The 13,319-nt window shown below is 72.8% G+C and carries 11 protein-coding genes; 6 read left to right on the top strand and 5 right to left on the bottom strand.

Annotated elements, in window-relative coordinates; translation table 11 throughout:
* Positions 1-24: 24 nt before the first annotated feature.
* Positions 25-777, top strand: coding sequence for a Pr6Pr family membrane protein (locus BLT99_RS12070; protein WP_133988415.1), 753 nt, complete (start codon positions 25-27; stop codon positions 775-777).
* Here the strand turns inward: BLT99_RS12070 and BLT99_RS12065 are convergent.
* From BLT99_RS12065 to BLT99_RS12055, 3 genes are all read right to left on the bottom strand, one after another.
* Positions 774-2,258 carry a flavin monoamine oxidase family protein gene (locus BLT99_RS12065; RefSeq protein WP_092672755.1) on the bottom strand — a complete coding sequence of 495 codons (1,485 nt, stop codon included), beginning with the start codon at positions 2,256-2,258 and terminating at the stop codon, positions 774-776. The two genes, BLT99_RS12070 and BLT99_RS12065, sit on opposite strands and share 4 nt — an antisense overlap.
* A gap of 146 nt (positions 2,259-2,404) precedes the next feature.
* Entirely contained in the window at positions 2,405-3,835 is a 1,431-nt protein-coding gene (locus BLT99_RS12060; RefSeq protein WP_092672752.1) for an aspartate aminotransferase family protein, read from the bottom strand.
* A 93-nt stretch (positions 3,836-3,928) separates the two neighbouring features.
* On the bottom strand, positions 3,929-5,494 hold the full coding sequence (locus tag BLT99_RS12055; protein ID WP_166670873.1) for a CoA-acylating methylmalonate-semialdehyde dehydrogenase: 1,566 nt from the start codon (positions 5,492-5,494) through the stop codon (positions 3,929-3,931).
* A gap of 214 nt (positions 5,495-5,708) precedes the next feature.
* On the opposite strand from BLT99_RS12055, the gene BLT99_RS12050 reads away from it, so the two are divergent.
* The 4 genes from BLT99_RS12050 to BLT99_RS12035 all read left to right on the top strand — a co-directional run bounded on the left by BLT99_RS12050 (position 5,709) and on the right by BLT99_RS12035 (position 10,432).
* Positions 5,709-7,307 carry a PucR family transcriptional regulator gene (locus BLT99_RS12050; RefSeq protein WP_092676251.1) on the top strand — a complete coding sequence of 533 codons (1,599 nt, stop codon included), beginning with the start codon at positions 5,709-5,711 and terminating at the stop codon, positions 7,305-7,307.
* A gap of 105 nt (positions 7,308-7,412) precedes the next feature.
* Positions 7,413-7,871, top strand: coding sequence for a VOC family protein (locus tag BLT99_RS12045; RefSeq protein WP_092672749.1), 459 nt, complete (start codon positions 7,413-7,415; stop codon positions 7,869-7,871).
* A gap of 11 nt (positions 7,872-7,882) precedes the next feature.
* On the top strand, positions 7,883-8,644 hold the full coding sequence (locus BLT99_RS12040; protein WP_092672746.1) for a winged helix-turn-helix transcriptional regulator: 762 nt from the start codon (positions 7,883-7,885) through the stop codon (positions 8,642-8,644).
* An 87-nt stretch (positions 8,645-8,731) separates the two neighbouring features.
* Positions 8,732-10,432 carry an alkaline phosphatase D family protein gene (locus tag BLT99_RS12035; protein ID WP_092672743.1) on the top strand — a complete coding sequence of 567 codons (1,701 nt, stop codon included), beginning with the start codon at positions 8,732-8,734 and terminating at the stop codon, positions 10,430-10,432.
* Positions 10,433-10,464: 32 nt separating this feature from the next.
* Here BLT99_RS12035 and BLT99_RS12030 read toward each other — a convergent pair whose 3' ends face one another.
* Positions 10,465-10,884 (bottom strand): cupin domain-containing protein, encoded by a 420-nt coding sequence (locus tag BLT99_RS12030; RefSeq protein ID WP_308208987.1) that lies wholly within the window; start codon positions 10,882-10,884, stop codon positions 10,465-10,467.
* Positions 10,881-12,329, bottom strand: coding sequence for an NAD(P)/FAD-dependent oxidoreductase (locus tag BLT99_RS12025; RefSeq protein WP_092672740.1), 1,449 nt, complete (start codon positions 12,327-12,329; stop codon positions 10,881-10,883). The genes BLT99_RS12030 and BLT99_RS12025 overlap by 4 nt, the downstream gene beginning before the upstream one ends.
* A 171-nt stretch (positions 12,330-12,500) precedes the next feature.
* Between BLT99_RS12025 and BLT99_RS12020 the strand changes: the two genes are divergently transcribed.
* Positions 12,501-13,298, top strand: coding sequence for a glycoside hydrolase family 16 protein (locus BLT99_RS12020; protein ID WP_092672737.1), 798 nt, complete (start codon positions 12,501-12,503; stop codon positions 13,296-13,298).
* Positions 13,299-13,319: the final 21 nt, after the last annotated feature.

Below are 13,319 nucleotides of genomic sequence, written 5' to 3'. Positions count from 1 at the left end.
GGCGGCGCCGCTAGCGTGGTGGACATGCCCGCGACCGTCACCGGCTCCGCCGCAGCGGTGACGAGCGCGGATGCCGCGGGGCGGGAGCCGGGGCCGGGGCCTGGGCCGCACGGCAGCGTGAACGCCCGGCGGGCGCTGGGCGTCTTCCGGTTGGCCATCGCGATCGTCCAGGTCATCGCGCTCATCGGCAACTTCCAGTACGTGCTGCGGTTCCCGCTCTTCGCCTCGGTGAACTTCTTCAGCTACTTCACCATCCAGTCGGCGATGCTCGCGGTCGTCACGCTGCTCGTCGCCGCCGCGTACGCGTTGCTGCGCCCCGTGGACCCGCCGCTGCTCGGCGCGTTCCGGACGATGGTGACCGTGTACCTGCTCGTCTCGGGCATCGTGTTCGCGCTCATCGTCGTGCAGGCCTCGACGCGCGACTACCGGGTCGAGGTGCCGTGGTCGGACACCGTGCTGCACTTCGTCGTGCCACTGCTCGCCCTCATCGCGTGGACCGTCGACGCCGTCATGGCGGTGAATCCGCCGGTGCCATGGGCGACGGTCGGGATCGTGCTCGTGCTGCCCTCGGCCTGGCTCGTCTACACACTCGTGCGCGGCGCGGACGTCGGCTGGTATCCCTACTTCTTCCTCGACGCGACGCAGGTCGGCGGCTATCCGGGGGTCGCGGCGTACTGCGTGCTCGTGCTGCTCATCTTCGTGGCGCTCACGGCGCTGCTCGTGGCCGTGCATCGGCGGCTCGCGCGGAGCGCGCTGCGACGGCCGGCGCGGTACTAGTCGGCAGCCGGCCCGAACTCGACCACGAACGGCTGGAGTCCCTCGAGCACGACCTCGAGAGCCGCCTCATCGTCGAGCTCCGCCACGCGTCGCGCGTGCTCGGCCGCGAGGAGCCCGACGAGCACCGGTCGCCGCGGGTCCACGCCGAGGTCGAGCCAGGCGGCGACCGTCGGCGTCGCGCCGACGAGGGTGAGCACGTTCGGCTCGCCCTCGGCCGAGCCATCCGGCGTCGACCGCCAGAAGGCCTCGTCGAACGCCAGCCACACCACGTCGAGCGCGCCCATGCCGATCGTCGAGATCGCGCGCTGGTGGAGCAGCGGAAGCGGCGGGTCGAACGTGATCGTGTCGGTGCGCAGCACGCCGATCGACGCGGTGACGACGAGGCGGTGCGTGCGCAGCGACTCCCCGCTGTCGAGGCGCAGGCTCACGCCCTCGTCGTCGACGGCGATGCCGGTCACGGCGCTCGCGCCGGCGATGTCGAGGCCGTCGGCCAGCTGCTCGATGAGGCCGGTCCATCCGCTCGTCACCTGCGACGTCGGCCGCCAGACCAGGTCGGGATCGAACCGCTTCGCCGAGACCCGGGTCGCGCTCGCCCCGGTCGTCGGCTCCACCCCGCTCGTCAGTGCGTTGACGAACCAGTCCTGCGTGCTGAGCCCGTCGGCGCCCGCTTCGTCGGAGGTCGGCACGGCCCCGGACCGGACGAGCGCCGTGGCGAGGGCGACGTCGCTGGACTGGCCGACGGCCCATGCCTGGGCGGAGGCGATGACGTCCCAGCCGGCGGTGGATGGCGCAGCCGCGACGCCATCGGGAGTGCGCGGGCCGACGACCGGCGCGAAGGGTCGCGTGGCGACGCCGGCGTCGGCGAGCACCGACCGCATCGACCCGCCGTCGGCGACGAACGGGCTGCCGAGCACGACCGGGTCGTCGAAGCCCCGATCCTCGACCGTGAGCAGGCGACCGCCGAGGTGGTCGCTCGCCTCGATGACGACGACCTCGAAGCCCTCGTCGACGAGCGTGCGCGCGGCCGCCAGCCCCGTGATGCCCGCGCCGATCACGGCGATGCGATCGTCGGGCTCGGCCAGCGCGGCGATCCCGCGTGCGGCCCGCAGGCCCTCGGCGTAGGCGCCGTGCACCGTGCCGGATGCCTCGGGGGACGTCGCTTCGCCGGCGATCACGAGCCGGTCCTCGACCGGTCGGCCGAGCTCGCGGCGCAGGTCGGGCGTCGCGCCGACCGAGTCGAAGCTCACCGCGCCGCGCACGAACGGGTCGGCGCTCCAGCGCGAGCGCCGGAAGGCGAGCGGCCGTGGGACGCCGCCGGGAGTGGGCGAGGGGCTGCCGTCGGGTGTCGGGATGGGCGGCGGGGACGTGGGTTCGGGCCGACCGTCGGTGCACGAGCTCAGGGACACGGCGGCGAGGCCGCCGAGCGCCGCGGCGAGGAACGCGCGTCGCGGCATCCCCCCGGCCGGGCCCCGTGCGTCCATGTGCCTCAGGCTAGCCGCTCGGCCCGTCGCCGCTCGGCGGGCGTCCTGCCCCTGCGTGCGTCCGGCCCCGCACTGCGCGGAAACGCAGGAGAATCCGGGATCCGGGCGCCCTGGCGGCCCGTCACCCGGATTCTCCTGCGTTCCGATCAGGCGAGCTCGGCGTCGGCGAGGTCGAGCGCCTCGTCGATGATGTCGAGGCCGCGGATCAGCTCCTCCTCGGTGATCACGAGCGGCGGCGCGACGTGCATCCGGTTGAAGTGGATGAACGGCCAGAGCCCGGCCTGCTTGCAGGCGGCCGCGACCCGCGCCATCGGCGCGGCATCCGCCCCCGACGCGTTGAACGGCACGAGCGGCTCGCGCGTCTCGCGGTCGCGCACGAGCTCGATCGCCCAGAACAGGCCGAGCCCGCGAACCTCGCCGACCGACGGATGCCGCTCGGCGATCGCCCGGAGGCGCGGCTCGACGACGCGCGTGCCGAGGTCGCGCACGCGCTCGAGGATGCCGTCGCGCTCGAACACCTCGAACGTCGCCACTCCCGCCGCACACGCGAGCGGGTGGCCCGAGTACGTCAGGCCGCCCTGGAACGACACGGTGTCGAAGTGCGACGCGATGCGCTGCGAGATGACCACGCCGCCCAGCGGCACGTAGCCCGAGTTCACGCCCTTCGCGAAGGTGATGAGGTCGGGCGTCACGCCGAAGTGGTTCACGGCGAACCACTCGCCGACGCGGCCGAAGCCGACCATGACCTCGTCGGCGATGTAGACGATGCCGAACTTGTCGGAGATGCGGCGCACGCCCTCGAGGTAGCCAGGCGGCGGCACGAGCACGCCGTTGGTGCCCACGACCGTCTCGATGATGATCGCGGCGATGGTGTTGGCGCCCTCGAGCGTGATGACCTGCTCGAGGTGCGCGAGCGCGCGCTCGGTCTCCTCGGCCTCGGTCGCGGCGTGGAACGACGACCGGTACGGGTACGGCCCGAGGAAGTGCACGACGCCGCCGTCGCTCGGCTCGTTCGCCCAGCGGCGCGGGTCGCCCGTGAGCGAGATCGCGGTCGCGGTGCCGCCGTGGTAGCTGCGGTACATCGACAGCACCTTGCGGCGGCCGGTCACGGCGCGTGCCATCCGCACCGCGTGCTCGTTCGCGTCGGCCCCGCCGTTCGTGAAGAACACCTTGTCGAGGTCGCCCGGCGCCACGTCGGCGATGCGGCGCGCGAGCTCGCCGCGCACGTCGTTGGCGAGGGCCGGCTGGATGGTCGCGAGGCGTCCGGCCTGTTCCTGGATCGCCGCGACGAGGTCGGGGTGCTGGTGTCCGAGGTTCAGGTTCACCAGCTGCGACGAGAAATCGAGGTAGCCGTTGCCCTGGTAGTCCCAGAACGTCGAGCCCTCGCCCGCGGCGACGGGCACCGGGTCGATGAGCGCCTGCGCGCTCCACGAGTGGAACACGTGGGCCCGGTCGTCGGCGCGCACCCGCGCCTCGGCGGCGGTGTCGGGCAGCGGATGGCGCGTCCCGCGCCGGTCGACGTACGACGCCGCGGGCGCGGCATCCGTCGTCGCTTCGGGGATGAGTGTGTCGGTCATGCGAAGTCCTTTCGACCGGTGAGGTGACGTGAACCGTCGTTCCATCGGGAACCGTCGACCGTTCGCGTCACGTCGGCGGAGGAATCAGTGGGGTCAGTGGTTCTGGGGGAAGCCGAGGTTGATGCCGCCGTGGGTGGCCGGGTCGAGCCAGCGGCTCGTGACGGCCTTCTCGCGCGTGAAGAAGTCGAAGCCGTGCACGCCGTAGGCCTTGCTGTCGCCGAAGAGCGACTTCTTCCAGCCGCCGAACGAGTGGTAGGCGACCGGCACCGGGATCGGCACGTTGATGCCGATCATGCCGACCTCGACCTCGTTCTGGAAACGGCGCGCGGCGCCGCCGTCGTTGGTGAAGATCGCGGTGCCGTTGCCGAACTCGCCCGAGTTGATGAGGTCGAGGCCCTCGTCGTACGACGCGACGCGCACGACCGAGAGCACGGGCCCGAAGATCTCCTCGGTGTAGGCGCGCGACGTGGTGGGCACGCGGTCGAGCAGGGTGGGGCCGAAGAAGAAGCCGTCCTCGTGGCCGTCGACCGTGAAGCCGCGGCCGTCGACGACGACCGTCGCGCCGTCGGCCTCGGCGATGTCGACGTACGAGGACACCTTGTCGCGGTGCACGTCGGTGATGAGCGGACCCATGTCGGGCTCACGGAGCGTGCCGTCACCGGCCTCGACGCCGGCGCCGTTGCCGATCTTCAGCTTCGCGATGCGCTCGGAGATCTTCGCGATGAGGTCGTCGGCGACGGGCTCGACGGCGAGCACGACCGAGATCGCCATGCAGCGCTCGCCCGCGGCGCCGTAGCCGGCGTTGACGGCCGAGTCGGCGACCAGGTCGAGATCGGCGTCGGGCAGCACTAGCATGTGGTTCTTCGCGCCGCCCAAGGCCTGGACGCGCTTGCCGTGCTTCGACGCCGTCTCGTAGATGTACTGCGCGATCGGCGTCGAGCCGACGAACGAGATCGACTGCACGACGGGCGAGGTGAGCAGGCCGTCGACCGCGAGCTTGTCGCCCTGCAGGACCGTGAACACGCCGTCGGGCAGGCCGGCCTCCTTCCAGAGCTCGGCGAGCCAGAGCGCGGCCGACGGGTCCTTCTCGCTGGGCTTGAGCACGACGGCGTTGCCCGCGGCGATCGCGATGGGGAAGAACCACATGGGGACCATCGCGGGGAAGTTGAAGGGGCTGATGACGCCGACCACGCCGAGCGGCTGCTTGAGCGAGTAGACGTCGACGCCGGTCGAGGCGTTCTCGGAGAACGCGCCCTTGATCAGGTGGGGGAACCCGGTCGCGAGCTCGACGACCTCCTGTCCGCGCAGGATCTCGCCAATCGCGTCGGAGAGCACCTTGCCGTGCTCGGCGGTGATGATCGCGGCGAGCTCGCCCTTCTTGGCGTTCAGGAGCTCGCGGAACGCGAAGAGCACGCTCTGGCGCTTGGCGATCGAGTAGCGGCTCCAGACCTCGTACCCGCGCTGCGCGGAGGCGATCGCCTCGTCGATCTCGGCCTGTTCGGCGAGGGCGACCTCGGCCCGGACGGCACCGGTGGCGGGGTTGTAGACGGGGGCGGTGCGTCCGGACGTCGACGCACGAAGCGCGCCGTCGATCCAGTGCCCGATGTGCGGCACGTCGGTGATCGCGGCGGGCGAGGTGGCGGTCTCGGTGAGGCTCATTGCAGTCCTTCGGTGGGTGGCGGTGCCGTGCAGACGCGGAATCCGGACAAATCGACCGGCATCGTCTAGGCTGGCGTTTCCCCAGTCTGACAGAGAGAGCGAGGCGGGCCTGGTGCCATATCGTCGCGAAGCGTCCGACATCCGGACGGATCGTCCGGCATACGGCGCGGCTTACGGCGCGGCGACTGCCGCCGCCGACGAGAGCCTGCCCACCGTGGGAGAGATCCTCGCTCTCGACGCCGTGGCGGCCGGCGTCCCCGAGGTGCTCGTGGGCGGTCCGGCGCTCGACGCGCGCGTGCGGTGGTTGCATGTCTCCGACAGTGCCGGCGTCGCCCGGCTCCTCAACGGCGGTGAGCTGCTGCTCTCGACGGGGTCGGGCTGGCCGGCCGAACCGGCCGAGCTCCGTGCGCTCCTCGCCGGCCTGGTCGAGGCGGGAATCGCGGGCCTGGTCCTCGAGCTCGGCGCGCACTACCGCTACGTGCCCGCCGTGGTCGTCGACGCCGCGGCCGAGCACGGCCTCGCCCTCGCAGCACTGCACCGCGAGGTGAAGTTCGTCGCCCTCACCGAGGCGGTGCACCGCCGGATCATCTCCGAGCAGACGGCCGCGCTGCACGCGCGCGACGAGGTGCGCGAGCGCTTCACCGCGCTGGCGCTGCGCGGTGCGCCGGCCGACCACATCGTGCAGCAGCTCGCGCGCACGCTCGGCGCGCCGGTCGTGCTCGAGAACCTCGCGCACGAGGTCGTCGCGGCCGACCTGCCGCCCGAGGCCGAGGAGGAGCTGCTCGGCGGATGGCAGCTTCGCTCGCGCGACGCGCATCGGCGCGCGAGCCTGGGCGGCGGTGCAATGGTGGCGGCGGCCCGGCCCGACGCCTGGCTGATCGTGCCCGTCGAGGCCCGCGGCATCCGCTGGGGGCACGTCATCGCGATGCCCGGCCCGGCGCACCCCGCCGGCCGCACGAGCGTGCTCGAGCAGGGGGCGATCGCGCTCGCGCTCGGCCGGCTCGCCGACGCCGACGACGACACGTGGGCTCGCATCGGCCGCCAGCGGCTCGTCGAGCACCTGCTCACCGGGCGGTTCGGCACCGCCGGGGGAGCCTCGGCCCGGCTTGCGTCGGCGGGCTTCGCGCTCACGGGCGCCGACCTGTACGGCGTCGTCGCGTCGGGCCGGGTCGCCGACGGCACGGTCGACGAGGCGGCGAGGCGGCTCGGAGGGCGCGCGCTCGAGGGCCGTCCGCAGGCGGGCGGCGCACCGGCATCCGCTCGGGTGCTGCTGCTGTCGCTGCCGGCCGGCACGCGCTTCGACGATGCCGCGGCACGCGGGTTCGCGGCGGCGCTCGCCGGGTCCGATGCGGGCGGTGCGGATGCCGCGGGCGTGGCGCTCGCGATCGGCCGGCAGGCGCACGACCTCGACGGGCTGCTGGTCTCGGTGCAGGAGGCGCTCGACCTCGCCCGCACGCCGCTCCCGGCGAAGGCGCGAGGTCCGGTCGTCCGCCGGTCGCAGGATCGCCCGCTCGTGCGCCTCGTCACGTCGTTGCGCGACGACCACCGCCTGCAGGAGCTCGGCGAGCACATGCTCGCGCCGCTCATCGAGCACGACCTCGCGCGCGGCGGCGACCTGCTCGACGTGCTCGGCGCGATGCTCGCCCACCCCGGCAACCGCACGGCGGCGGCGCAGGCGAGCCACCTGTCGCGGTCGGTCTTCTATCAGCGCCTCGCGCTCATCGGGGACCTGCTCGACGTCGACCTCGACGACGGCGAGACGCTCACGGCGCTCCATCTCGCGCTGCTCGTGCGGCGCAGCGCCACGCGGTAGCACGCCGGCTCGCCGATCCGTTTACTTGCTATTGACAAGTTCACTTGCAAAGAGCAAGCTGGGCGCATCAGGCAGCAGCCGAGACATCCACCATCGGAGGACACCATGACCGCCACGAGCATCTTCGTGAACATCCCGAGCACCGACCTCGAGCGCTCCAAGGCCTTCTACGAGGCGCTGGGCTTCACGATCAACCCCAACTTCACCGACGAGAACGCCGCGTGCGTCGTGCTCAGCGACACCATCTACTTCATGGTGCTGACGCGCGAGTACCTCCAGACGTTCACCGACAAGCAGATCATCGACCCGAAGTCGCAGGCGCAGGTGTCCATCGCCCTCACCCGCGACTCACGCGAGGCGGTCGATGACGTGCTCGCCAAGGGTCTCGCCGCGGGCGGCAGCGAACCGCGCGAGGCGCAGGACTACGGGTTCATGTACTCGCGCGACCTCGACGACCCCGACGGCAACAACCTCTCCTTCCTGTTCATGGAGCCCGCCGCCGCCGAAATGGGGCCCGAGGCCTACATGGCACAGCAGGGCGCCGGCGACTCCGGCACGGCCTGACGGGCCGAGCCGTGGCGACGCGCGCCGCGCGCGGCTTCGGCCAGTACGACGGCGTGGCCCGGGCGATCGAGCGGGTCGGCGAGCGATGGGCGCTGCTCATCGTGCGCGACCTGCTCACCGGCCCGCACCGGTACGGCGATCTCAAGACGGCCCTGCCGCGCATCCCGACCAACATCCTGGCCGACCGCCTCAAGGAGTTGCAGGAGTCGGGCGTCATCCGCAGGGTCCCGACCGTGCGCGGCGGGTACGAGCTCACCGCGCTCGGGCGCGAGCTGGCCCCGGTCGTGGCCGGGCTCGAGCGCTGGGGCTGGTCGTCCCTCGGCGAGCCGGCCGAGGGCGAGACGGTCACGCGCGAGGCTCTCATCACGGCGCTGCGCGCCGCCTTCCGAGCGGATGGCGCGGCCGGCACGCCGCCCACCCGGTACGTGCTCCACGTGGCCGAGGCGTCGGTCTCCGCCGTCGTCGCGGGCGGCGCGCTCGACGTGGTGCCGATCGGCCCGGGCGCCCTGCCGCAACCGCGGCGCGAGCGGCCCGAGCCGGCTGTCGAGGCGAGCGTCGAGCTCGCGCTCGAGCCGACGGAGTTCCGCGACCTGCTCGCGGGGCGGCTCGGGCCGGGCGCGGTCCGGGTCCTCGCGGGCGAGGCGACGTCGGTCGGGCACTTCGTGCAGACATTCCGCATCGAGCCGATCGCCGGTGCGGCGGGGGCGGCGGCGGATGGCGCGGGCACGGCGTCCGCGTCCGAGGCCGGCGGCTCGGCGGCATCCGTCACCTGATCGGCACCCGGTCACCCGGCCGCTGCGGGGGAATCCCGCGACCCGCAACCCATGGCACGCTGCGCCCGGACGCGGTAGAACAATCGCATGGCCGAATCGCCGCTCGTGCTCGGCCCGATGCTGCGGCACGTCGACGAGACCTCCGCCAGCATCTGGGTCGAGACGCACTCGTCCGGCACCGTGCGCGTGCGCGCCGGCGGCCGCGCGTGGAGCGCGCGCACGTTCCGCGTGCACGACCACCACTACGCGCTCGTCGAGGTCGACGGGCTGGAGCCCGACTCGGTGCTGCCCTACGAGGTCGACGTCGACGGCGTCACGGCGTGGCCTCGAGCCGAGCCCGATCCCGGAGACGACTTCGTCGCGCCGGCCTCCGTGATCGCCACGCGCACGCCCGGTCGTCGGCTGCGGCTCGCCTACGGCTCGTGCCGCACGAGCGTGCCGCACGACTCGCACGGCAACCGCACCCACGGTGTCGACGCGATGCGCACCTTCGCCCTCGCGATGGCCGCCGGGGACGAGGAGCGCCCCGACCTGCTGCTGTTCCTCGGCGACCAGGTCTACGCCGACCTGACGTCGAAGGAGATGCAGGACTTCATCCGCAGTCGGCGCGACATCCATGAGGAGCCCGGCAAGGAGCTGAAGGACTACGAGGAGTACGCGCACCTCTACCAGCTGGCCTGGTCGGACGGCGCGAACCGCTGGATGCTCTCGACCGTGCCGACGGCGATGATCTTCGACGACCACGACGTCCGCGACGACTGGAACGCCTCGCTCGACTGGAAGCGCGAGATGGAGGCGACGTCGTGGTGGCATGGCCGGATCGTCGCCGGCCTCGGCTCGTACTGGGTGTACCAGCACCTCGGCAACCTGTCGCCGAGCGAGCGCGCCGAGGACGAGCTCTGGCAGCGGGTCGTCGCGCACGACCGCGAGGGGGCGGCGGACGAGCTCGACCTGACCGAGGCGCTCGACGAGTTCGCCGAGCGCAGCGACCGGGACCCGGCCAGCGTGCGCTGGAGCTACTCGCGCGACCTCGACGACGTGCGGCTCATCGTGGTCGACTCGCGCGCGGCGCGCGACCTCACGCCGACGGCGCGGGGCCTGCTCGACCGTGACGAGCTCGCCTGGTTCGACGAGCAGCTGCGCGGCGGCTTCCGGCAGGTGATCATCGCGACGTCACTGCCATTCCTGCTGCCGATGGGGCTGCATCACGTCGAGGCATGGGACGAGGCGATCTCGCAGGGCGCCTGGGGTCGGCCTGCGGCGCGCATCGGCGAGCGGCTCCGGCAGGCCGTCGACCTCGAGCACTGGGCCGCGTGGGAGCACACGTTCCAGGCGGTGGCGCGCATGGTGTCCGAGCTCGCCGACGGCGCTCGGGGTCCCGCCCCCCAGAACGTGCTGTTCCTCTCGGGCGACGTGCACTACTCCTACCTCGCCGAGGTCGAGCGCGGGCACGGCGGGCGCATCCTTCAGGCCGTGTGCTCGCCGGTGCGCAACCCGCTGCCGCGCTTCCTGCGCTGGTTCGCCGTGGTGATGTCGTACGGCGTCGCGACGCCCGTGGGCGCCGCCGCGGCCCGCTCGGCCAAGGTGCCCGATGCGCCGTTCGAGTGGCACACGGTGAAGGGTCCGTGGTTCGACAACAACCTCGCGCTCCTGCGAGACGGTCCCGATGGGCTGGTGCTGACCTGGCACACGGGCGTGGTCGACCACGGCGACGAGCGGCATCCGCGCCTGAAGGAGGTCGCCTCGGTCACGGTGCCCGCGGATCGCGACGTCGAGATCACTGCCTGAGCCTCGACCCCGGGCGGATGGCGCGTCCGCCGCTACGGCGCGACGTACAGCTTGCGCAGGGTCTCGTGCACCGTCCACACCGTGCGCATGCCCGCCTCGAGGCGCACGAGCGAGCCGGGCGCGAGCTCGATCGCGGGCAACGCCGGATCGATGAACTCGACGGTCGCCCGGCCCGCGATGACGAGGAACACCTCGTCGGACTCGGTGTCGCGCATCGCGCCGGGCGTCATCTCCCAGACGCCGAGTTCGCGCGCGCCGTCGGCGGAGACGTCGAGCTCGCCGTACGCGGTCGTCGGCGCGCCGGCCACGACCTGGTCATCGGGCACGGGCTCGTGGGCGAGCGGCCGCGTCGCGGCATCCGTCACCTCGCCGGGCGTGAGCCGCACCGCGCCGGCCGCGCCGGTCGCGCCCGCCGCGCCGGTCTCGTCGGTCCCGCCGCCGTCGCCGCTCACGAGTCGAACCCCAGGCCGACGGCGTCGAGCGTGCGCAGCAGCAGGTTGCGGCGACCCTGCCGGTGATCGGCGCGGTCGAGCGACCAGCGCGTGAGGTTGATGCCGACGGATGCCGCGGGCTCGGGCGGGAAGGGCAGCGGGCGCGTTCGCACCATCTCGAGCGCGGTGCGCTCGGTCTCGCGGCCGGCGAGCAGGTCGAGCATGGTCTCGGCCATGAACCGGGTCGAGGCGACGCCGAGGCCGGTGAAGCCCGACGCGTACGCGACGCGACCGTCGCGGGCGAGCCCGGTGAACGCCGTGAACTGGGTCGACGTGTCGATCGCGCCGGCCCACCGGTGCGTGAACCGCAGGCCCTCGAGCTGCGGGTAGGTCGTGAAGAAGTGGCTCGCGAGCTTGGCGAAGCTCTCGGGGCGGCGCTCGTACTGCTCGCGGATGCGCGCGCCGGCGTGGTAGATCGCGTCGTACCCGCCGAAGAGGATGCGGCCGTCGCGCGTCATCCGGGAGTAGTGGAACTGGTTCGCCAGGTCGCCGACGCCCTGGCGGTTCGCCCAGCCGATCGACGCGCGCTGCTCGGACGAGAGCGGCTCGGTCATGAGCACGTAGTCGTAGACGGGGACGGTCATGAGGCGGTTGCGCTTGAGCAGCGACGGGAAGACGTTGGTCGCGAGCACCGCGCGGGTCGCGTCGACGCGTCCGTGCTCGGTGCTCAGCCGCACAGGGCTCGTCGACCCCGGGGTGTCGAGGCGGGTCACGGGGGAGCGTTCGAAGATCTCGACGCCCGCCTCCTCGGCGACGCGGGCGAGTTCGGCCGCGAGCTTCGCCGGGTGCAGGATGGCGCTCGTGCGCGTGTTCCAGACGGCGCCGAGGTACACCGGCGAGTTCACCTCGGCGCGCACCTGGTGCTCATCGAGCAGCCGCACGCTGCCGTCGCCGCGGGAGGCCGCCTCGGCCGCGGCCTCGTGCAGCCACTCGACCTGGTGCGGCTCGACCGCGACGTCGAGGGCGCCGTTGCGCTCGAACTCGAAGTCCATGCCGAAATCGGCCTCGCTCGCCTCGATCGCGTCGAGGTTGGCCAGTCCGAGCCGGTCGAGCTCGTCGATCTCGGCGGGCCAGCGCGAGAGGCCGTTGTCGCGCCCGTGCGTGAGGCTGGCCTCGCAGAAGCCGCCGTTGCGGCCGGACGCCGCCCACCCGACCTGTCTGGCCTCGAGCAGCACCACGCGGCGGTCGGGGTCGGCGCGCTTGGCGAGGACTGCCGTCCACAAGCCGGTGTAGCCGCCGCCGACGATCGCGAGGTCGACGACCCGGCTGCCCTCGAGGCGCGGACGCGTCCGCTTGGCCTCGCCGGGCAGGTCGTCGAGCCAGAACACGGACTGCTGCGTGTCGGCCAGGCTGCGCTCGATGACGGATGCCGCCGGGCGGCGGCGCTCGTAGACGGTCGTTCCCACGGCGGATCACTCCAAGTCGGTCGGTGCTCCCATCATCGCACTTATTGCACGCGTGGACAATAGTGGAGCCGTCCGGCGGTACGCCCCTCGCCGCACGATCCGTCCGGCCGCGGCGCGGGCCGGACCCGTGGGGTGGCGGGGGATGTCGGCAGGTGACGGCAGGATCGCGGCATGCCGCCCGCCCCGCCCGTGCCCCCGCCTGCCCCCGACCTGCTCGAGTTCGACGCCGACTTCTCGGGTCCCGAACTCGACTTCGACCAGTGGCTGCCCTACTACCTCCCGCAGTGGTCGAGCCGCGAGCGCACGCGCGCACGCTACGACGTAGGCGACGGGGTGCTCCGCCTCCGCGTCGACGCCGACCAGCCCGCCTGGGCGCCCGAGTTCGACGGCACGACGCAGGTGTCGAACCTGCAGACGGCGGTCCGGTCGGGGCCCGTCGGGTCCGATGTCGGGCAGCACCCGTTCCGGGACGGGCTCGTCGTGCGCGAGGCGCAGGCCGACCGGCGCCGGTACACGCCGCACTTCGGCCGCATCGAGGCGACCGTCGCGATCGACGGCATCGACGAGCACGCGATGGCCGCGCTCTGGATGATCGGCCTCGAGGAGGAGCCGACGCAGTCGGCCGAGATCTGCGTGTTCGAGGTGTTCGGTCGCGACATCCGCCCCGACGGCAGTGCGCTCGTCGGCATCGGCGTGCATCCCTTCCGCGACCCGTCGATCAGCGACGAGTTCGAGCGCGTGCCGTTCGCGGGCGACGTGCGCGAGCCCCACCGGTACGCCGTCGACTGGCGGCCCGACGAGGTTGTGTTCTCGATCGACGGTGTCGTCGCCAAGCGCGTCGCGCAGTCGCCGCAGTATCCGATGCAGCTCATGCTCGACGTGTTCGCGTTCCCGCCCGCGCCTCCGGCTGCGGCGGCGTACCCCGAGTCGTTCGCGGTGTACGCCGTACGCGGGTACCGGCTCGGGTGAGGCCGTCGCGGCCTCCGATGC

This window comes from Agromyces flavus (genome assembly GCF_900104685.1).
Classification (GTDB): Bacteria; Actinomycetota; Actinomycetes; order Actinomycetales; family Microbacteriaceae; genus Agromyces; species Agromyces flavus.
This window is presented reverse-complemented; position numbering and strand designations above follow the sequence as displayed.